General features: G+C 42.5%; 15 protein-coding genes. 3 read left to right on the top strand and 12 right to left on the bottom strand.

Annotated features, from left to right (window positions below; genetic code table 11):
- The 11 genes from IEY67_RS06890 to IEY67_RS06840 all read right to left on the bottom strand — a co-directional run bounded on the left by IEY67_RS06890 (nucleotide 1) and on the right by IEY67_RS06840 (nucleotide 18701).
- Nucleotides 1-2259: a GH92 family glycosyl hydrolase gene (locus IEY67_RS06890; protein WP_229800983.1), complete on the bottom strand. Its 2259-nt coding sequence runs from the start codon at nucleotides 2257-2259 to the stop codon at nucleotides 1-3.
- 36 nt (nucleotides 2260-2295) lie between these two features.
- A complete protein-coding gene (locus IEY67_RS06885) occupies nucleotides 2296-5274 on the bottom strand; it encodes a LamG-like jellyroll fold domain-containing protein (protein WP_183668879.1) in 2979 nt (992 codons plus the stop codon).
- 279 nt (nucleotides 5275-5553) lie between these two features.
- On the bottom strand, nucleotides 5554-7341 hold the full coding sequence (locus IEY67_RS06880) for a RagB/SusD family nutrient uptake outer membrane protein (RefSeq protein WP_183668877.1): 1788 nt from the start codon (nucleotides 7339-7341) through the stop codon (nucleotides 5554-5556).
- A 19-nt stretch (nucleotides 7342-7360) separates the two neighbouring features.
- Nucleotides 7361-10756 carry a TonB-dependent receptor gene (locus IEY67_RS06875; RefSeq protein ID WP_122375856.1) on the bottom strand — a complete coding sequence of 1132 codons (3396 nt, stop codon included), beginning with the start codon at nucleotides 10754-10756 and terminating at the stop codon, nucleotides 7361-7363.
- 154 nt (nucleotides 10757-10910) lie between these two features.
- Nucleotides 10911-11906 (bottom strand): FecR family protein, encoded by a 996-nt coding sequence (locus IEY67_RS06870; RefSeq protein WP_122375897.1) that lies wholly within the window; start codon nucleotides 11904-11906, stop codon nucleotides 10911-10913.
- A 97-nt stretch (nucleotides 11907-12003) separates the two neighbouring features.
- Nucleotides 12004-12582: an RNA polymerase sigma-70 factor gene (locus IEY67_RS06865; protein WP_122375855.1), complete on the bottom strand. Its 579-nt coding sequence runs from the start codon at nucleotides 12580-12582 to the stop codon at nucleotides 12004-12006.
- A gap of 369 nt (nucleotides 12583-12951) precedes the next feature.
- Nucleotides 12952-14304 (bottom strand): TolC family protein, encoded by a 1353-nt coding sequence (locus IEY67_RS06860; protein ID WP_122353288.1) that lies wholly within the window; start codon nucleotides 14302-14304, stop codon nucleotides 12952-12954.
- 18 nt (nucleotides 14305-14322) lie between these two features.
- Complete coding sequence (locus tag IEY67_RS06855; RefSeq protein ID WP_122353287.1) at nucleotides 14323-15444, bottom strand: efflux RND transporter periplasmic adaptor subunit; 1122 nt, start codon at nucleotides 15442-15444, stop codon at nucleotides 14323-14325.
- A gap of 37 nt (nucleotides 15445-15481) precedes the next feature.
- The gene (locus tag IEY67_RS06850) at nucleotides 15482-16747 is read right to left on the bottom strand and encodes an ABC transporter permease (protein ID WP_183668875.1); all 1266 of its coding nucleotides are present in this window, start codon (nucleotides 16745-16747) and stop codon (nucleotides 15482-15484) included.
- A gap of 12 nt (nucleotides 16748-16759) precedes the next feature.
- The gene (locus tag IEY67_RS06845; RefSeq protein WP_122375853.1) at nucleotides 16760-18025 is read right to left on the bottom strand and encodes an ABC transporter permease; all 1266 of its coding nucleotides are present in this window, start codon (nucleotides 18023-18025) and stop codon (nucleotides 16760-16762) included.
- Nucleotides 18012-18701: an ABC transporter ATP-binding protein gene (locus tag IEY67_RS06840; RefSeq protein ID WP_183669112.1), complete on the bottom strand. Its 690-nt coding sequence runs from the start codon at nucleotides 18699-18701 to the stop codon at nucleotides 18012-18014. Before IEY67_RS06840 ends, IEY67_RS06845 begins: the two co-directional genes overlap by 14 nt.
- A 632-nt stretch (nucleotides 18702-19333) precedes the next feature.
- Between IEY67_RS06840 and IEY67_RS06835 the strand changes: the two genes are divergently transcribed.
- Both IEY67_RS06835 and IEY67_RS06830 read left to right on the top strand, forming a co-directional pair.
- Nucleotides 19334-20056, top strand: coding sequence for an MBL fold metallo-hydrolase (locus tag IEY67_RS06835; RefSeq protein WP_183668873.1), 723 nt, complete (start codon nucleotides 19334-19336; stop codon nucleotides 20054-20056).
- An 18-nt stretch (nucleotides 20057-20074) separates the two neighbouring features.
- A complete protein-coding gene (locus IEY67_RS06830; RefSeq protein ID WP_122353284.1) occupies nucleotides 20075-20452 on the top strand; it encodes a VOC family protein in 378 nt (125 codons plus the stop codon).
- Nucleotides 20453-20481: 29 nt separating this feature from the next.
- On the opposite strand, the gene IEY67_RS06825 is transcribed toward IEY67_RS06830, so the two are convergent.
- Nucleotides 20482-20967: a GyrI-like domain-containing protein gene (locus IEY67_RS06825; RefSeq protein WP_229800982.1), complete on the bottom strand. Its 486-nt coding sequence runs from the start codon at nucleotides 20965-20967 to the stop codon at nucleotides 20482-20484.
- A 236-nt stretch (nucleotides 20968-21203) separates the two neighbouring features.
- On the opposite strand from IEY67_RS06825, the gene IEY67_RS06820 reads away from it, so the two are divergent.
- Nucleotides 21204-22169, top strand: coding sequence for an ROK family protein (locus IEY67_RS06820; protein ID WP_122353282.1), 966 nt, complete (start codon nucleotides 21204-21206; stop codon nucleotides 22167-22169).
- Nucleotides 22170-22213: the final 44 nt, after the last annotated feature.

The raw sequence follows: 22213 nt of genomic DNA, 5'->3' as shown, positions 1-22213 counted from the left end.
TCAGACCTTTTCTCCCTCTTCCTTCATTTCAAAGAGGAGCTCGCCGCCTTTCAACACCTCTTCAAAGGTGATATACGTTCGGTTCAAACGCTGTCCATTCAGAAAGACCTTGTCCACATACATATTCTTTTCCGACAAACGAGTTGCTTTGATAACGAACTCTTTTCCCGAAGACAGCTTGATTGTCGCCTTTTCAAATAAAGGAGCTCCCAATTCATACTGTCCGGAAGCCGGATCCATCGGATAGAAACCTAACGAACTAAAGACATACCAAGCACTCATTTGTCCGGTATCTTCATTTCCGCAAATACCTTCCGGAGTATTATCATACAGGGTAGTCAACACCCGGTTGACATACTTCTGCGTTTTATCGGGACGTCCCACCCGGTTATACATATAAATGGTATGGTGTCCCGGTTCATTGCCATGTGCATATTGTCCAATCAATCCGGAAATATCTCCGGAGATATTTTCCCCGCGCAATTCGGAAGACATGGTGAAAAGAGAATCCAGCCGGGCCTCCAATGCCTTTTTACCTCCTAGCAAAGTAGCTAAACCCTCCACATCATGAGGCACAAAAAAAGTCCACTGCCAGCCATTGCCCTCACAATAATCATCCCTACGATGAGAAGAAGCCAACGGATCGAAAGGCGTACGCCAACCACCATCCGCCAGCCGTCCCCGGGCCAGTAATGTTCCGGAATCAATTACATTCCGATAGTTAAGCGAGCGATTTGCAAAGTAACCGGCCTCTTTATGTGCACCGATCGCTTCGGCAAAACGAGCCAAAGCATAATCATCGAACGCATACTCCAAAGTACGTGCCACCGACTCCATCTCCATATCACAGGGGACATAACCATATTTTTTATAATTTTCCAAGCCGACAAAATACCCCATGGAATAGCCGCACGTATCTTTCATAGCCGATGCGACCATTGCCTCCAGCGCCAACCGGGTATCGAAACCACGAATACCATTCAGATAAGCGTTAGCTATCACCGGCAACGAATGAATCCCTGTCATTTGATAATTCTCAATACCCCACAACGTCCATATCGGTAATTGACCGGCATATTTGTAATGCTCCAGCAACGTCTTTACATAATCTTTCGCCACATCCGGGTTAAGCATAGCCAACAAAGGGCAAGCCGCCCGAAACGTATCCCAAAAGCCGATCACACCACCATAATAATCGAATCCATCGGTTTGATGTACCTGCCAATCCGGTCCCCTAAAACGATTATCTACATCCGATAATAAGAATGGGTATAACATGACATTGTGCAAAGAAGTATAAAAGAGTTCCTTCTTTTTCGGATCATCGGTTTCTATTTCTATCTGCCCCAACGTACGGCTCCAGGATTCAGATGCCGACAACCTCACCTCTTCAAATGTCTTGCCTTCGATTTCCGACTGCAGATTGGCAGCAGCCCCCTCCATACTCACCGAAGAAAGTGCTGTCCGGACTTCCAACTCGCTACGCTCGTTCTCAAAAGTAAGTAACGCCTTTACATTCCGTCCTTCAGCAGAAGAAACCTCCTTTATGCGTTGATCATCGACATACAGAACACAAGCTTTGATAGGGGATGAAAACTTTGAATAGAAATAGACTTGCTGTCTGGGTGTCCAACCGTTCGAAAAACGGTAGCCGCAAATCGTACATGAGTCGACCCACTCGAACGCAGAGGCATACACCGTATCCACATCATGCTCGGTCTGTATGGTACAAGCACTTTCCGAACCATACTTCAAATCGACAACGACCGGTATTTCACCACCGGTATCATACCGATATCGTTGCAGTCCGCATCGACGGGAAGCTGTCAATTCCACCATCAGTTGTCCGGCATACAAATTGACCGAATAATACCCCGGCTCCGCTTTTTCCTCTTGATGGGATAAAGCCGCCTGATATTGCTTGGAATACAACTCATTCTCTCCTTTCGGGTGATTCAAGGGTAACGGCATAAAAAGTATATCCAAAAAGTCAGCACATCCACCTCCACTTTTATGCAGATGGCTGAATCCTAAAACTGTCGGGTCCTGATAATGGTATCCGGCTCCATACGGGCGAGTATCCGCACCTATCTGCATCATTCCGAATGGCACAGAGGCAACAGGAGCAACCCTGCCCTCTGAAGCTGTACCAATCCATTTATTGACATAGCGGTTATTCGATTCTCCAACCTCCTTGCATCCTGTTGCCAACAGAGCGTAAACGCTTCCACTAATCAGTAATAATATAAACTTTTTCACGTTTATCTACTTAATTTATTCAACGAACCTCTACCTTTATTCTTCTATCAGGAACCAGGATACACCCTGCGCCTTTATAGAAACAGGCAATAGTAATTCACTTTGTTGGTTCAACGAGAAACTCTGTTTGTTTCTATCCGAAGCTGTGACTGTTGCTTTACCCTTCAAACCGGTGTAATAAAGAGGTAAACGCATCTCCTTCGTTATATCCCGGTCTGTCGGATTAAATACGACCACCATACCTTTATGCTTAATGAAAGGATTTACGTGCATCATGCAATCCAGATCGCGACCAGTCGGACGGCTGACGTGGATAATATCGGAAGTCAATATATCCCGGTATTCCTTAAACCAGTCGATACAACGGGATACCATCTGTTTGGTTTCCGGCGTATCATATAAACGATTTCCACGAATAGTCAGATGGCAACCGCTTCCCAGAAACTGCATTAATTGCGCTTCATACCGATCCAGATTATCACAAAGAGGCTCCAACCCAACCCTTGGGTCATTCGTATAAAAACCAACCAACTGCAAAGTCATCCATCCCATTGTCGGGATCTTATGCCAGGTTCCGTCATAAATATACTGACGGCCTAATAACAATTGCTGTTGCGGGGTCAGGTTTGCACTTGCTTCCCGATATCCCATTCCTGTAGAACATTGTCCGTTCAGGAAATACCAATCCGGAATAGGAATATACATTCCCCTGCGCTGCAGTTCATGGATAACCTCTACTTGCGTTTTCCATTGTTGCCACTGAGAATCTTCCAAACAGGCATGGTAAGGATGTACAGTAGAAGCACAAGGATCTCCGTGATACGGACCATCCATATTATAAGTCATCAACCCCGTCTTATCAAAGAACTCCCACATTTTAGAATAATATGTATCTTTCCATTTGCTGGCAATACAAACACTCTGGCCGAAAAGGCTACCCGGTTTTCCTGTTTCCGGATGAATACAATCCACCTCTGCTCCCCGTCCGCGAGACGCCACCTGTAATTCATATCCTCCCATTACAATACCACGTTCTTTTGCATAGGAAGCAACCCTGCGCCATAATTGCACATAAGCAGAATCCAGATTATCATGACTGATGCCAGGCCAAGCCATAATGTCCAACTGTTCGAGTCCCAATTCGGCCATCTGGTCGATAAATCCTTTCAATTTCGTTTCATCATGTGAAGTAATACCTCCGGAGATCAAAGACTCGGTTGTCTGAGGAGCCAGCTTTTTATACATCCGCCGATGCCCGAGCGATTGCCGCTCACGATCATCACTATCCTGCAACAATTCGAAAGTGATATACGATTTGAACGGAACCTCTTTACTTACTTTCGTACAAGGCCCCATAGGAAGTTTGCTCAGTAATAAATTATGATGTGGGAATCCCAGGAACTTATCCTCTGCCTGATTATGACTGGCCCAGGTGTTATAGTCTTTATCGACTGTCCATTTTGTAGTAGAACTTCCCACATGATATGCCTTGGGAGTACCGGCATAGTGCATCAGGGCACTTCCTTCTATATCCGCATTGACCAATGCAAAAGAGAAATCACTTTCCACATGAATACGTTTCACCTGATCCTGATTGACAGCCAAGACTTCACATTCCATGTCATTCAACAAAACAGTCTCTTTCCCCTCATTGACAACCTCGATCCATTTGGCAATCAAAGGTAGTCCCTGGTAAATTTCATAGTTGACTTTCACCTTCACGTCTTTTACATTCACCATACTTTCGGTCGGGATGAAAGTCATTTCCATACGTAACCCCTTAGCCGGCCAATCTGTGGGAACGGCATTATATTTCGGAGTCCACGGATAACGTTTCAGCGGAAGACCGGTTTCCACCTTCTCAAGCGTAAATGCCAGATCGGAAGCTTCCATTTCCGCATACCAGCTATCCAATAAATAAGATAATTCCGGCTGTCCTTTCAATCCGCCGACCTCATACCATACACTATCAATGCAAACACGTGCTTCCGGTTTTACCGCCCGTAAAAACTCTGCCTCATTCGAATGATTTTTATACTCGACGCAGGCTATATTTTCACCGACATAAAAAGTACGGGAGACTAAACCGTTATTCAACTGAAATTTGGATGTCAATCCATCTTCCGATTTCTGCACGAACAAACAGGCCGGCTCTTCTACCTGACTGATCAACCAATCCTTTTCCTGACGAACATCGGGTAGTTCCGTAACAATCTTCTTGCCCGCACTCGCCTGTTCCAGTTGTTGCACCAAGACACGGCGTTCGGCCAGGCGTTGCTTGCTTATCTCTTTTATCTTTTTATAATCCAATAGGAAATCGGATTCCGGATTGAACTTCCCGGTGGCAAAAGTGCTGTATCTTACTTCATATATTTCACCGTAAAAAGCCTCTTTTCCCTCTTCCGAAACAGCAATAGAAAAATGAGGTGCTATTGCCTTTGTAGGTTTGAATGTTCCGGTCTTTTTCCCGTTCATCCAAACGGTTCCTTTCCCCTCTTCCATCACCATCGCCAGATGTGTCCAGGCGTTAGGTAAAACCTCTCCGATTTCAACACGTCCCGAACCACCGGAAATCAAATACCAGTGTCCTCTCCTATGAACAAATACATATCCTTCCTTGGCAGTTCCATTGGAAAGCAATACCTGTGCCTGCTCTTTTTCCTTCTCGCCCTGTTGAGTATCCAACCGGGGTTTTACCCATATTTCCAATACCTGATTTTCTGCCGGAGAACCGAACGCCCCTTCCAGTTTATATCCATCGCCGTTTCCATTAAATAAAATTCCCCCTTCACCCTTCATCTTCTTGTCACCGGGAGCATCGGCATAGAAAACAGGCCGCCCTATCGCAAACAATTCTCCTTTTCCGGTTACCGGTGTCAATTTCTCCGGTGCCACAGCATACGTGACATTGCCGGACTTTCCGAAATTATAATGTACAACTGGTTTTACTTTAGCCTCTGCAAACAGACATAGAGTTATCAACGCAGCCCCCATTGCCATCCTTTTCAAATTCATAGACATTTATATTTTTCCGATTAGAATTAAATTAACTTTCACTGTTCATTTATATAAAATACACTTCTTGTACCTAAAACATTTAGTCAAATAGAGTTAAAAAACAAAAAACAGGTAAAATAGTGCAAATATACAAGCAATCATCCCCATCCTAAATAGCAAAAAATTGCCTATTCTGTGGATTATTATTGTTTGTAAGCTTTCATCGATACATAAAAAAAGGAGTGTCTTCCGACACTCCCTTAATCCTACAAAGATTTAATCAATCAATTATGTTTATTATTTCAACGGATCAAAAGTACCGCCCCATTCTGCATTTTGCTCAATCTTGGAGTTACGGTCGATAACTTCCTTATGAATAGAATAGAACCAATGATTCAAATCCAGGTTGAACATGTATTGTTTATCCATATCAACACATTCTACATATTCGAAACGGAACAATTTACGGACTTCCGGATCATACATTTCCTTCGTCCAGTCGAAACCGGCTATATTACTCTGATCTTTTATCACCGGATATAAGCTGGCGCGATATTTAAGGTTGTTCAGAATATCATATCGTTTCCAACGGCGCAAATCAGCCCAACGTTTACCTTCATAGGCAAATTCTATAAAACGTTCATTAATGTAGGCTTCACGAATGTCGCTTTGAGATGTTGCAGTAATTCCGTAGTTACCCGTACCCGATTCAATACCTGCACGTTTACGAATATCATACAATACCTGCAATGCTTCACCACTCTTGCCCAATTCGTTCGCACACTCACCATAGTTCATCAAAACCTCTGCAAAACGAATTTCGATCCAGTCGATATCTGCATCATATACGGTAGCTTGCGTCAAATCAGGGTCCAAACCTTTTTTCTGATAGTAACCGGAAGAATTACCACCAATACCTTTATTCAACTGATCTTGTATCAAAGTCACATATTTATAACCCGTCGACGATCCTTCATCTGCCATTAGTTTCCATGCATTCCAATACTTCATATCGTCAGTCAATACATCACTACATGGATATTCCGTTCCCGGACAGAATATTGTCGCATAAAAACGAGGATCACGATTCATATAGAAGTCGGTCATAAACTGCTCATTGTAAGTTGGATCATTAGCCAAACGATTCACATCCAATTCCAATTTGGAACCATCCCCTTTCGGAAATGCCATTAGAAGCGGAAATATAGCCTGGTTATTATTTGCACCGTCTTTTGTCAATGGTTCAGGACGAATACTTTTTTGATCCAGCTTATGATCCGGATAAATGTACTGGTTCACCATAACTACCTCACGATTCTGTTCATCATACCAAATATCTGCAAAATCGCCTTCATATAAACCTTTACCTACACTTTGTAAAAAGTCTACAGCCGCTTTATTTGCACTATAGGCTGTCTCCCAACGGGACTGATCGCTGTTCGGATTAAACAACGGACTGGCATATTGTAACAACATACGACCTTTAAAAGCCATGGCGCAGCCTTTGTCGATACGTCCATAATCTTTTCCTTCCCACGTATCAGGGAGAGAGGCGATTGCTTCATCCAAATCTTTCACGATCTGTTCCACGCATTCGGAGGTACTGTTTCGGGTGACAAACAAAGAGGGAACATCTGTCACATCTTGAAAATGAAGAATCAATGGAACACCACCTACTGAAAATATTTTTCCCCAATAATCCCATGCCCTCCAGAAAAGAGCCTGACCTCTTAACGGTTTCTTTTCTTCGTCTGTTAAAACAGTCACTGTTTCCAACTGATCCAAGAAGAAGTTAATACGATCTATATTTCCATAATCCAACTTTTGTCCGCAATTATCAATCGTGATCTGTCCTCTGACATATTCACTCATGCTAGTAGGACCATTCATCCCCTCATCCGTATTGTTGGCACTAACAGGCCATCCCGGCAACATTCTGCCGTAAATATCGGTCAGGAATGAACTGATCATTGTTTTATCTTTCCAGACATTATCCGGAGTGATCGTTCCGGAATTTTCATAGTCCAAACTACAACCGCATAGGATAGCAAGGGCTAAACTGCATATAATATTTTTTCGTTTCATACTTAACAAAGCTTTTTAGTTAGAATTTCACATCGACACCAAAGTTCCATGACCGTAAAATCGGGAAAGCATTTCCATTTCCAATTTCCGGATCATAATAATTCTTATTAAAGCTACTTAATACGAATAAATTTGTTCCGGTAACAAACAAACGGACATTATCAAAGATCTTATTATAAAATTGTCCCTTAGGCAAATCATAGCTTACCGTCAGATATTTCAGACGCATAAAACTAGCATCTTTCAACCAGTAGCTGGAATTTGTCTGATATGTTTTCGAGTTGTTGTTACCGATACGTTTCGGCAATGTAGCATTTGGAGTTTCCGGTGTCCAGCTATCATAATACCATTGGTTCCACATACGGTTCCATTCTACGCCACCAGCCAAATCAGACATCCATTTCTTTTCGCCCAATCTTCCGGAGAACATCATATCGATATTTAAACCTTTCCAGCCGCCACCCAGATTCAAACCATAAATAACAGGGAAGTTACTGTCTTTTAATATTACCCGGTCCCAATCGTTTATTACACCGTCGGGAGTTCCGTCAGGCCCACTGAAATCCTTAAATACCATCATACCCAATTCCGGAGATAAACCGTTATGTTTGTAATTCGGATTAGCTGCCTTAAACGCATCCAGTTCTTCCTGAGTACGGATGATCTTATCAAATTCCCAACCTGTTATATAAGAAGTTGATTTACCTTCTGCGATATCGATCCATTGCGCATTTTCCGCATGGTCTTTTTTAATTACTTTGTTCCAACCATACGACATCGTCAAGTTTGCGAAATAAGAGAAATCTCTACTTTGTCCGCGATAACCCAATTGGAAATCGATACCTTGTGCATGAACCTCTCCATAATTTTCTGCCGGCATGGACAAACTAAATGTCGACGGCAATGTATTAGTACGGCTACCCAAAATATCATAAGAATTACGGTACCAGTAATCAGCAGACATATTCCAATGGTTCAGGAAGTTCATATCCACTCCGACATTATAACTCAATGATTTTTCCCAAGTCAGATTCGGGTTGACCACACTACCATAAGTTATACCAACCGATTTCACAGGGCTTTTACCAAAATAAGCAGAATTACCTGAGCTATAAGACTCTTGCCACTGCCATCCACCAACGGAATCGTTACCAGTCAAACCGACAGAACCACGTAATTTCAAGAACTGAATGGCACTTCTATTAAAGAAGCCTTCTTCTGAAATAACCCAACCGAGAGACCCTGCCGGGAAGAATCCCCAACGCTGCTCCGGAGCAAAATTCATAGAACCGTCTTCACGGAAAGAGAAAGTTGCCAAATACTTATCGGCATACGAATAACTGAACTGGCCGATATAAGACATACGACCACTGATCCAGTCGGTATCACCATTTCCCCAAGTATCCGCACGGGCACTACTTGCTGCCCAGAACTGGTCGGTTGTATATACCGGAAAAGTTTCACGTCCACCTGTAACACCAGCACCACCACCTTCGTACCATTCCGTTACGAATGCTGCCGATACACGATGTACGCCTTTAAATACATTTTCATAATTCAACTGGAAGTTAAACTGTTTGTCATCACTCCAACTGGATTTACGCTCAATATAATCCTTACCGACCCATGTCGACTTTCTTGTACTTATGATATCATTATCATTTGTCGACATAATGCGATTATTCGTACCACTTTTTTTCATGGTCACCAAATCATAGTTGATATAAAATTTCTTGTTGACATCGTTCGTCCAACTTCTGCTATAAGAAACTTTTGCGCTTAAACCTTTCAAGAATGGCATCTTATAAGTTGCACTGATAACAGCTTGAGGTTTCAACATCTGCGATTTGTTATAACCACCCCTACCATCGACAGCAGCTCCCATATTGGCAATCCAGCCATAATCGATATATTGTCCGTTATCCGTATAAACAGGTTGGTCCGGTTGCCAGACTCTCAGTTTACTGTAATTGGAACCAGCATCTTCGAAAACAGCGTTTCCTGTGAAGTTATTGTAAATAGCCAAACCGGCAAAAACCTCTAAGTCTTTTGTAATATCAGCTGTTACATTCATACGAATGTTATATTTATCATACGTCAACGGCTTTAAAAAGCCCTCTTGTTTCACATAAGAAGCAGCCCCAAAATAACGAACCCGATCACTACCGCCATTTACACTCAGGTTATGTGTTTGAGTTGTCGGATTCCTCCATACTGTTTCCAACTGGTCATACCCCCAACCACCATTTATCGTTTTAAAATGATCAATTTCATCCTGCGACCAGGCCCAGCCTGCAGGATCAGCAGAACCATTGATGCGGGTGTACATTTCACCGGCCTGAACAGCACTTGTCAACTCTGAGTTCTTTGTACGGGAATCCGTACTAAATCCATACGAATAATTAAACGTCGGTTTTCCCCGATTACCTTTTTTAGTCGTAACAATTATTACACCACCGGCAGAACGGGAACCATAAATAGCAGCAGAGGCAGCATCCTTTAATACAGAGACATCCTCGATTTCATTCGGGCTCAAATTATTAAAATCACCACCACCACGAACAACACCATCGATCACATAAGTAACATTCTCTGCGTTCCAGGAAGCACCTGTACGAATGGAGATACTAGGTGCAGCACCAGGAAGAGCACTCGGCGTACTCACATTCACACCTGCTAATTTACCGACCAAAATATTTCCGGCAGAAGTAGTAGGAAGCGCTTTCACATTCTCATCCACCTTCATGGAAGATACCGCACCTGTCACCAGTCCTTTTTTCTGCGTCATGTAACCGACAACTATCACTTCATCCAACAACTCCGTATCACTAGCTAACGTAATATTGAATGCTTTTTTCCCTTTTACCGGTACTTCCAGATTCTTAAAACCTACATACGATATCAATAATGTCGCATTATCATCCACATTTAAAGAAAATTTACCGTAGATATCCGAAATCGTACCATTATCCCTGGTACCTTTCTCTAAAATATTAGCGCCGATCACCGGTTCGCCATTCGGATCATAAATAGTACCGGTAACGATCTTTTTATCCTGATCGACCGCCGTTGTAATAAAAGTGGTTTCTTTCGGTTTATAAATAGATATTGTTTTATTTTCAATATCATATTTCACCTCCATGCCTTCAAAAACGGAGGCTAGCACTTGATTTAAGGTTTTGTCCGTTGCATTGACCGTAACTTTTTGTTTAATATTTATATCATTGTTACGGACCAGGATAGAATATCCCGTTTGTCGTTCTATATCATCAAGAACTTTACTGATAGGTACATTTTGATGATGTACTGTAATTTTTATACTTTGCATTGCCGCATTAGCATACACAGAAGCAGAGATTACACTCATCGCCAAAAATAAGCCCAATTGTTTGATTGAAAAATACTTTATTTTCATACTTTTGTAACGATTTTGTTAGTTAACAACTAATTAATTCAAAAAATCATCTAATGAATCGGAGAGAAGTGCCAACCATCTCCGATTCTTTTTTTATCCGGTTCTTTCCATAAGTTCTCTTTTTTAAGTTAAACATTCTATTTCACTCGCAGTTTTATTTATCTCTTAATGTGATGACACCTCCACTCTGTTCAAAACGATACTTCTTGTCCACATCTATAAAATTAAACACCTCCTGAAGCGACATATTCAGATCGATACTTCCTGAAAAATATTCATTCGTCACTTTTTGGCTATCCACATGGATCTTTATATTGTATTTCCGTTCTATATCCTTCAATATATCCAGGAAAGATGCATTCACAAAACTCAATCTGCCCGTCGTCCACAATGCTGATTTATAGGAATCGGCGGTCTCGCTGTACAAGTCTCCGGTATTGCGGTTGTAAATAGCTTTCTCATCCGGTTTCAAACGAACATACTTATTATTGGCAAAGACATCGACTCCTCCATCGATCAGAGATACTTCTGTCGATTGGTCTTCCAGATAGTAACGGAGATTAAATTCCGTACCTGTAACTTTCACCGTCATATCCCCGGCATATACCTGAAATGCTTTTTCTTTATCTTTTGCCACCTCAAAATATCCTTCTCCCACCAGATATACATTTCGTTCTTTTTTTCCATAAGATAACGGATACTTTAACACGGAACCGGAGTTTAGGACTACTGTGGAACCATCCGGTAAAAGAACTTTTGTTTGTGAACCCAAAGGGACCGTTGTCTCATTATATAACTGGTCACCCGATTTATCCAACTCATTATATGTAAAAATCGAACCGACAGATACAGTTACCATTAATAAAAGGACAGCAGCAATATTCCGGGCATAAACGAACCACCTACGCCGGGATATTCCCAAGGTTGTCAAATGCAATCTTTCTTTCAGATGGACATATCCGGTCTCTTTCCGGGATTCAAAAGCAGGAATATGGAGCAAAGCATACAGCTTGACCATCTCATGGTATTGTTTCCGATATAAATCCGACTCTTCTATTAAAGCAAACAAAGAGATCTTTTCTCCGTCTGTTATCGAGCCCGAAATATATTTATCCATTAATTCCTCAAATAGTATATTTTTATCTTGCATACTGCTATATTTTCTGTCTGTTTATAATTAATACACATCCCAATCGAAAAACATTTAGATGAAATCATCTTTTTTTCAAGATTGGTGTAATAAATATTTAGTAAATAAAAAAGAGAAGAAGATGTTTAAGGGCTTGCTTCAAACGGTCGGTCGCATTTTTGAGCTGAACACGTACTGTACTAACAGTCAGTCCCATATCCTCTGCAATTACATCAGCAGCCTTTCCGGCATAAAAATATTCTTCAAAAACTTTCCGACATTTTAGAGGTAATTGATTCACAGCCAAACGGATCTCCTCTTCGGTCTGTCGCATTTCCACGTACTGTAAAGGGGCGGGAGTCGATTGAATATAAGATTCCTGATGAGCCAGTAACTGATCTTTGTGAATATCCAGCATATTCTGCTGGCTTCTCTGTGAACGAATGTGATTAAGACATCCATTCTGTACGGAACGAACTAAATAATAATGAATTGGATACGCTAAGGTATCCCTTTTAAACCAGACATTTATAAATACATCATCTACAATTTCAGAACAAAGATCTTTGTCCAGTAAGTAATATAGGGCAATTGCATTCAGGTAACTATAATAGTAGCAATATAACTCAGAAAAAGCCTTTTCAGAACCATTTCTGATCTGTTTTATGATCTCTTCATTTATATGGTTTGTATTCATGACTATTCATCCAGTAATTATATTAACGATATTAGTTCTAGAAGAACTGAGGAATAGTTATTGTATTATTCACATAAATATCAGGAAGTTCCAAGCAGGAATACTTCTGTTACTTTTTGTATAAAAAATAGAGGGATATTGATTTATATAAGATAAGAGAATGGAAAAGGACTTAGTTCTTCTAGAACTAAGTCCTTCCAAGTATTTCGATCACTTTCTTACGCAGCAAATATAATATTTATTCACTCATTTTGAACTGAATTTACTAAATTAATAACAAAGGGAAGCTTTCTCACGAAAACCTCCCTTCCTCTTGGTGTGTCTATCAATTATGTTGTAAAAAGGATCTATATTCTTGTGTAAAGAATATTATAAAGTAATCGGTATTCCGTGATAGAAATCCAGAATCTTGGCACGGAATATAAAGTTGTATTTCGCCTGTGTCTGTTCGGCCAAACTCTGTGCATACTTGGTTTTTGCTTCGCCGTATTCAAAAACAGTACTTTTTCCTGCACCATAACGTTCTTCCGCATAAGAGAATGCTATTTTACTGGCATCGACCGACTTGTCAGACGACACATACTTTTCCTGGGCAGCCGTGGCATTGTAATAAGCCTGCTGGATCTCTTTGTAAAGTATCTTTTTGGAATTCTCCATCAGCAACTCACGATTATGGATAGCGAGGCGGGCAGAACGGACACTGTTACGAACCTGAAAACGGTTAAAGATCGGAATACTCAAACTGAAACCGATCGATTTCTGTCCGTTATTCTTCAACTGATCGCTGAACGGAGCGTTATTGTACTCCCCGTCACCGAAGTTATGATAATAACCGTTGCTGTAACCGGCACTGAAATTCAGTTTGGGATAATAACCGGCCTGAGCCACCTTCAACATTTTCTTCTGACTTTCGAGCAGGTATTCCTGTTCCTTGACCTGCGGTTTGACACCTACAGCATAGTCGTACACCTGATCAGGAGGAATGATACTACTCATATATTGAGCCACCGCATCACCGGTTTCCGGCTCCTGTACGTCGAAATTTTCACCATCACGTTCCAGTTCCAGACTTTGCGTCAGGTCAAGCAATGCGAGTTTCACGTTATTTTTCGATTCGGTCAATGTCACTTCGTCTTTAGCCAATTGTGCTTTCATATCATACAATTGGGATACAGGCACTTTTCCGGCATTATAAAGAGCCTCGGTCTTCGTTACCTGCTCCGAACTGAGTGCCACCTGCAATTCAGCGATCTTCAGCATTTCCTTATTATAAAGTACCTGCAGAAAATAAGAAGCCACATTTATGGAAAGATCTTCCTTTGCCTTATTCAACGTTTCGACAGACGCTTTCAGATCCAGCTTGCGGGCTGCAATATCATTGGGTATTTTGAAACCGTCGAACACTGGCATACTCAACTGGATAGAAGCAGAAGTATTTGCCGAGTTACGATCGACGATCAGACCATCTTTCGATTCCGAACGGCCAAAACCGAAATTCTCATTGATACTGGCATTCAGATTGGGTAACCAGCTATACTTGCTGGTGTGCAGCGTTACTTCCTGATTCTGCCGCTCCAGTTCTTTCTGCTTCAGGTCGATATTATTTTCAATAGCGTAACGGATACATTCCTCCAGCGACCATTGTCTGGGTGCTTCCTGTGCTCCTGCCGAAGCACAGAGAAGAGATGATGCCCATACTACGGATAGTATTATTTGCTTCATAGTTTACTCGTTTTATTTCTATTTCTTATTTGCATCGACAATTCCTCCGCGGATCTTGTCATTTTCCGTCAAACCTTCTTTCACCTCAATCTTGATACCATCAGATAAACCGACAGTGACAGGACGTTTCTCAAACAACTGTTCCGGCTTTTCCTGTTTTACGATCTGCACGAAAGTAGAATCGCCGCTGAACTCGACACAGCTTTCAGGAATTGTCAGGACATCAGACGCACGTTTCAGAACGATCTCGGCATTCGCACTGTAACCGGCACGGATAAAGGCATCTTCCGGCATCTGCACAGCCGCTTTGATCTCGAACAGGACGGCACCATTTTCTTCCACTCCTTTCGGAGCCACATATTCCAGCATGGCATCGAACGTACGGCTATCCAACGCACCGACCGTCAATTTGATCGGCATCCCTTCATGGATACGCCCCACTTCGGTTTCATCCACTTTTCCCCGGAAGATCATATTGTTCATATCGGCTACGGAAGCAATCGTCGTACCGTCGTTGAATGTGTTCGACTGGATCACAGAGTTGCCGACTTTGATAGGAACGTCCAGAATCATACCGGTAATCGTTGAGCGAACCTGTGTCGTACTGGAGGAAGCTGACTTTCGGGAAATTCCTTCACGAATGATTTCCAATGCATCCTGTGCATTCTCTGCTTCTTCCTGTGCTTTCTTGTAATTAGCCAAAGATGTTTCATAATCTTCTTTGGAGATCACACCCTGGTCATGCAATTCCTTATCACGTTTATAAGTCGCTTCTATCTGTTCCAGACTGATCTTTGCTACACGGACACGCGATTCGGCACTGTTCAACTGGACCATTTCCGGAATCACCTTGATCTTTGCTATGATCTCACCCTCCTTTACCATCTGTCCGGCTTCCTTCAGTACTTCGGAAATGATACCCGACATCTGGGGCTTGATGAGTACTTCATCGCGGGGTTCCACCTTTCCGGTCGCCACAGTCTTTGTTTCCACCGAGTCACGTTTTGGGGTTACCACTTCATACATAGTGATGACTGGCTGTGCCTTTTTCCACAAAAAGTAGAAAGTGCCGACCACCGCGGCTCCCACCAATACTAAAAAGATGATTCGCAGGACTTTCTTTACGATACGATTCTTCATGATTATATAGTTTATTTAATTGACAAATGATATACTGTTATTCTTCTCTGATTGCATCAATAGCCTTGATCTGCATGGCACGCCAAGCCGGAATCAATCCCGCCATCAATCCACTGATAAGTAAAACGACGGTTGCTGAAGCTGCAGCTCCGATATGTATTTCCGGATTACTGAAGAAGGTGCCGTTATCAGAAGCACTGCCACTGCTTTCCAGCAAATTATTGGCTATATCCAACAGGAAAACCCCGCAACTCAACCCTATCAAGCCAGCCAGAGCCGTAAGCAGCAAACTCTCGCTCATGATCTGGGAAATGATATCGAACGGCTTTGCCCCGATAGCACGGCGTACCCCAATCTCACGGGTACGCTCCTTGACCGTCACCATCATAATATTACTAACGCCGATAATCCCCGCCAGCAAAGTACCCATTCCCACCAGCCATACCAGAATATTAATTCCGGTAAAAAGCGTTTCAAAACTGTCAAACTGCTTAGCAATCGTAAAACTGCTGACAGCCTGCGGGTCGGTAGGCGATATTTCATTTTGCGATTTCAGTACGGCTGTTATATCTTCCACCATCTTATCGCAAGGATAACCATCGTCGGCCGTTGCACAAAGGAACCAGAATTTATCCCCCTGGTTTGCAACCTGCTGTAAGGTTGTGAACGGTAACATGATACTTTCCTCCGTACGTCCTCCGATCTGCACACGTGGTTTAGGTTTAACAACTCCCACCACCTGATAGTAAATACCGTTTACCCGGATATACTCTCCAATCGGATCTTCACCAGGGGTGAACAATACTTCACGCACGATACTACCGATCAGACAGACCTTGCGTTTGTCCTTTACGTCTACCTCATTCAGTAAACGTCCTTCCAATACGTGCTGTGTTTCTATATTGAAATATTCGGAATGTACACCGCGTACATTATAAGTACCGGCTTTCTGTCCTCTCACCACATTATTTTGTCCACCCCACGACATCGCCATCGGCGACAAATAACGAACACCTTTCACCCGATTACGGATCGTTTCCAGATCACGGTTACGCATCTGCCAGTAACGTCCTTTCTTGTAGCCTTTGTAAGGCTCGCCCGTACGTTCGGAAAAGAAAAAGGCTGAATTGGTGGCAAAACCATTCACATTCTTCCATACTCCGTTCTTGAAACCGGTACCCGATCCCAACAGGATAACAAGCATCAGGATTCCCCAAAACACCCCAAATCCGGTCAGCAGGCTTCTGGTCTTGTTGCGGGTGATAGTCACCCATATCTCTACCCAACGGTCTATATCGAACATATCTATCTGTTTTTATTCGTTTCTCATGGCTTCGATAGCCGTAATTTTCACTGCTTTCCGGGCGGGGAAATAACCCGCCAACACGCCTGCACCGACAATAAGCAACGTCGACATCAAGGCTACGGTCAAGTCGACCGTAGGATTCAGGAAAGTACTCATATCATCGTCGGAAGAAGCTTGTCCCATCTTTGCACTTTCCATAATAGCATTAATACCTTCTGTCAGCCCCACCCCGGCAATCATACCGAGATAGCCGAACACGGCCGTTATCAGGATAGATTCTACGATGATCAGTTTCAGGATAGAAAAAGGGGTGGCTCCAATCGCTTTACGAATACCGAACTCGCGGGTTCGTTCACGGACTGTGATCAGCATAATATTACTAACACCCACAATACCGGCAGCCAGTGTTCCGATACCGATTATCCAGATAAACAGGGCGATACCATTCAGCATCCCGTTAAACATGGCAAAATCTTCAATCGTGCTCCACATACCGATCGCCCGCAAGTCTTCCGGATCAAACATGTGCCGTCTTCCCATTTGCTGGCGGAAACGTTTCTCGAAAGCCTCGTATTCCTCTTTCGTATTGATACCATCCAGGGAGAAGATAATATTATCCAACCCGTAACCAGAACGGTACAATTGTTGTGCCGTAGAGAAAGGGATATAAGCCGGAGCATTATTATTATTGTCCTCATCCGTATAAACACCGATCACCTGATAAGGTACATCACCGGCATTCACATATTTTCCTAACGGATCCTCCGAGCGGAAAAGCACTTCTTTTATACGGGGACTTATAACGATCACCTTTCTTTTCTGAAGTATATCCACTTCATTGATAAAACGCCCGTTGCCGACTGTCATCTTGATCTTGTCGATTATCGCCTTATCGGGATGTACTCCCTGCAAAGAATAAGAATTATACTCTTCTTTGTATGAAAGCGTATCACTCTGGTAAAGAACACCCGATATCAGGTTCACTTCCGGATTCTGTTGTTTCAGACCGATCAGGTCATCATCCTTATATTGAATACGCCGGTTCGTCTGCATGCCCTTATACGGCTTGCTGGCATAACGTGGCCATGTCTCCACACGGTTGCCCGCCCAACGGTCGAAGTTGTGCATGATACCGTTCTTCAGCCCGTTGCCCGCTCCCAGCAGGACGATCAGCATAAAGATCCCCCACGCCACGGAAAAACCGGTGAGGAACGTACGGAGTTTGTTCTTTTTGATCGTACTCCATATCTCCCGGAAATTATCAAAGTCGAACATACCCTTTTCCTCTTTCTATGTTTTCTATCAGACCATCCTTTACACGGATGATCTTTTCTGTAGCGTCAGCTACGGATTGTTCATGGGTGACGATCACCATAGTCATACCTTCTTTATTCACGTTGCGAAGAAGTTCCATTACCTCAACCGTTGTCACACTATCGAGTGCACCGGTTGGTTCGTCTGCCAGAATCACTTGTGGTTTGGCAATGAGGGCACGGGCAATAGCGACACGCTGTTTCTGTCCGCCGGACATTTCGTTCGGCATATGCTCCGCCCAATCTCTTAAGCCGACCATATCCAGATACTCCATCGCCATGGCATTTCTTTTCTTACGGTTCATTCCCTGATAATAGAGAGGGAGCGCCACATTCTCCATCGCATTTTTAAAAGAGATTAGGTTAAACGACTGGAAAATGAAGCCGATCATCTGGTTACGAAATTCAGCTGCACGTGTTTCGCTCAGATTCTGAATCAATTGTCCGTTTAAGTGATAGGTACCCGTATCATACGTATCCAATATACCCAGTATATTCAACAGTGTCGATTTTCCCGATCCGGAAGCTCCCATGATCGAAACCATCTCTCCTTTTTCTATCTCCAGGTCTATACCTTTCAAGACGTGCAGCGGAGCACCGTTGAAATACGTTTTGTTAATTCCTTTCAGCTGAATCATCATATTTGTCATTTCTTTTCATTATTAGACGTACACATTGCTAAAAATGTTACACATTTAAGGAACTTTTTTATTCTCTGACGGAACAAATGTATATTTATATAAAATACCTTGTATCGCAAGGTACTGATTTTTAATCTATATTAACTTTGTAATTTTTACTAATCCTGAAGAATTGCGGTAAACTACTTAACAAATAAACTGATTACAAACGGATTTACTGCATCCATTAATTTTTTTTCTTATAAATTGATAAAAAACAGTTGAACTTACTAAAAGCTATACTATATTTGTTTTCAAGTAAGCATTTAGCATACATCCTGTTAATCAATGCTTTAAAGACCCCTATTCAACATCTGTTTTGTGGCTGATAATTGTCGGCCGTTCGGTTGATATTTATCGGCCATACGGTTGATAACCGTGAACCAATCGGCCGACAATTATCAACCACTGATTTCCCGCCATAGTAAATCAGTTTACATAGGATAGTAAATATACTTTCTTCGTATACTTTTCGGATTATCTCCGGACTATTTCTAAATTCAGTTCATCCTTTTGTATATTTGTACCGCAGGAAGCAACTTAATCACATCGTATCGTGTTTTATTTACATGAAAACAAAAGAAAACAGTATGAGACTTACTTATATTTATCATAGCGGCTTTGCCATTGAAGCAGACGGATATGCTATCCTGATCGATTATTTTAAAGACACGGGGAAGACGCCGGATACTGGATTCGTTCATGATGAATTACTCCATCGCGCAGGGACATTATATATATTATCTTCCCATTTTCATCCGGACCATTTCAACCCGGACATTTTAAAATGGAAAGAGATCAAGCCGGATATCAAATATATTTTCTCCAAAGACATCCTGAAACGTCGGCGTGCGAAAGCCGAAGATGCCACTTTTCTGAAAAAAGGGAATGTATTTGAAGACGAGCATATCCGCATCCAGGCTTTTGGTTCGACCGATGTCGGTATCTCTTTCCTGATAGAAGCGGAAGGGAAACAACTGTTCCACGCCGGCGACCTCAACAACTGGCACTGGAAAGACGAATCGACACCGCAGGAAGTGGCTAAGGCGGAAGGTGATTACCTGCACGAACTGACAACATTGACTCAAACGACACAACATTTACACCTCGCCATGTTCCCCGTCGACCCACGTATCGGTACGGACTTCATGCGGGGAGCCGAGCAGTTTGTCGACCGGATAAAGACAGACGTATTAGTCCCCATGCACTTCTGGGAACGTCCCGCCGAAGTAGTAGCTTTCGGCCCTTATGCCGAATCGAAGGGATGCCGCTATATTTTGTTGTCCGTACCGGGTGAAGGCACTGATTTTTAATTTATAAAGATATCAATTATGGAAATTAAAAGTAGATTTGATCATTTCAACATTAATGTTCTCGACCTTGAAAGAAGTATCGCTTTCTACAACAAAGCGCTGGGGCTGAAAGAACACCATCGAAAAGAAGCGAAAGACGGTTCATTCATTTTAGTTTACCTGACAGACGATCAGACCGGCTTCCTGCTGGAACTGACCTGGCTGAAAGACCGTAACGAACCATACGAACTGGGAGATAACGAAAGCCATCTCTGTTTCCGTGTAGCCGGCGATTACGATGAAGTCCGCAAATTCCATAAGGAAATGGACTGCGTATGCTACGAGAATACTGATATGGGATTATATTTCATCAATGACCCGGATGATTACTGGATCGAAATATTACCCGCTAAATAAAGAAAAAAACACCAACGGCCAAAATTGTATCAGCTTTTTACCGGCAATACAATTTTGGTTAAACGGTCGTCATAAGGTTCTTCTTTCCGGCGGTAATAATATTCATAAGCAGTGCCTTCCGGCTCATAGCCTTTCTGCATCATCCAGGAAGTCATTTCACCATACAAATAATCCATTTCGTCGTAATCGCCCTTGAACAGGCAGTGGACCACCTTCGATTGTGGAATGACGCGGGGTTGCACACCTTCATTCCCTTCCATCAGGCAAGAAACCGGAAAGCAGAACTCCACATCCAGGTCGTACATATCCAAATTCATAAAATCGTAGTAAATAATAAACGGTACATCGGTCATATAGACCCCTGTTTTCCGTAAAAGGCTCAATGCTTCTTCGCGCTTCCTGGCGAACATTCCTTCCAAATTGTTGTAACTGACTTTTATGCGGGCCGATAAAACAGGTTGTTCCGCCCGGACCATAAGCCGTATGTCTGAAACCTGTGGCATAGTGTTATTCATTAATGAGTTAAGAATCTACCAAATATAAAACAAATCCCGATAAATCCACTATCCAAAGCAGGAAAAAAGCTGAAAATGACACATTTTGATCGAATAACAAATTGAAGTTACATTTATTGTCACAACTGAAAACTGAAACAATTCATCATTTTTTTGAAGAAAATCATTGCAGCTAATCAGATTCCTCTTATATTTGCTTTCCAGAAAATCTCATTATTAATCATAAATATAAAATCATGGAGAAGCCTTATGTAGTAGGTATTGATATAGGCGGTACCAATACTGTTTTTGGAGTAGTAGACGCAAGAGGAACAATCTTGTACAGTGGATCGATCAAAACAGGTAAATATAATGACATTAATGATTATGTGACCGAACTCGGTCAAGGTTTATCATTAGTGATCGAACAAGCTGGTGGTCCCGACAAAATCAAAGGTGTAGGCGTAGGAGCTCCCAATGGTAACTTCTTCAACGGCTGTATCGAATTTGCACCTAACCTTCCGTGGAAAGGTAAAATTCCTTTAGCTCAGTTGATCAGCGAACAGATCGGAGGTATTCCCGTAGCACTGACTAACGATGCGAATGCTGCAGCGATCGGAGAAATGACTTATGGCGCAGCACGCGGCCTGAAAGACTTTATCGTGATCACACTGGGAACAGGTGTTGGTAGCGGTATCGTTATCGGCGGTAACCTGGTTTACGGACATGACGGATTTGCCGGTGAGTTGGGACACGTTATTATGCGTCGTAACAACGGTCGTCCTTGCGGTTGCGGTCGCCAGGGATGTCTGGAAACGTATGCATCTGCAACAGGTGTAGCCCGTACAGCACGTGAATATCTGGAAATCCGTAAAGACGACAGCTTGCTGCGTGAACTGGATCCGGATGAAATCACTTCAAAAGATGTATATGATGCAGCGATGAAGAATGATAAACTGGCTCAGGAAATCTTTGAATTTACAGGTAATATCCTGGGTGAAGCTTTTGCTGATGCTGTTGCGTTCTCCAGTCCGGAAGCTATCATTCTGTTCGGCGGTCTGACCAAGGCAGGCGATCTGATCATGAATCCGATCAAACGTTCTATGGAAAAGAACATGCTGAAAGTGTACGAAGGTAAAACAAAACTTCTTTTCTCTCAATTGAAAGAAAGCGATGCAGCTGTATTAGGTGCAAGTGCTTTGGGTTGGGAAGTGAAAGAATAATCGTATTTCACTGGGGATTTTCCCCGGATCGAGGGCGGCCTAAA

The sequence above is a fragment of the Parabacteroides faecis genome, from assembly GCF_014647375.1.
GTDB classification, from domain to species: domain Bacteria; phylum Bacteroidota; class Bacteroidia; order Bacteroidales; family Tannerellaceae; genus Parabacteroides; species Parabacteroides faecis.
Note: the sequence above shows the minus strand (reverse complement) of the source record. Positions and strands in the feature narration are given on the sequence as shown.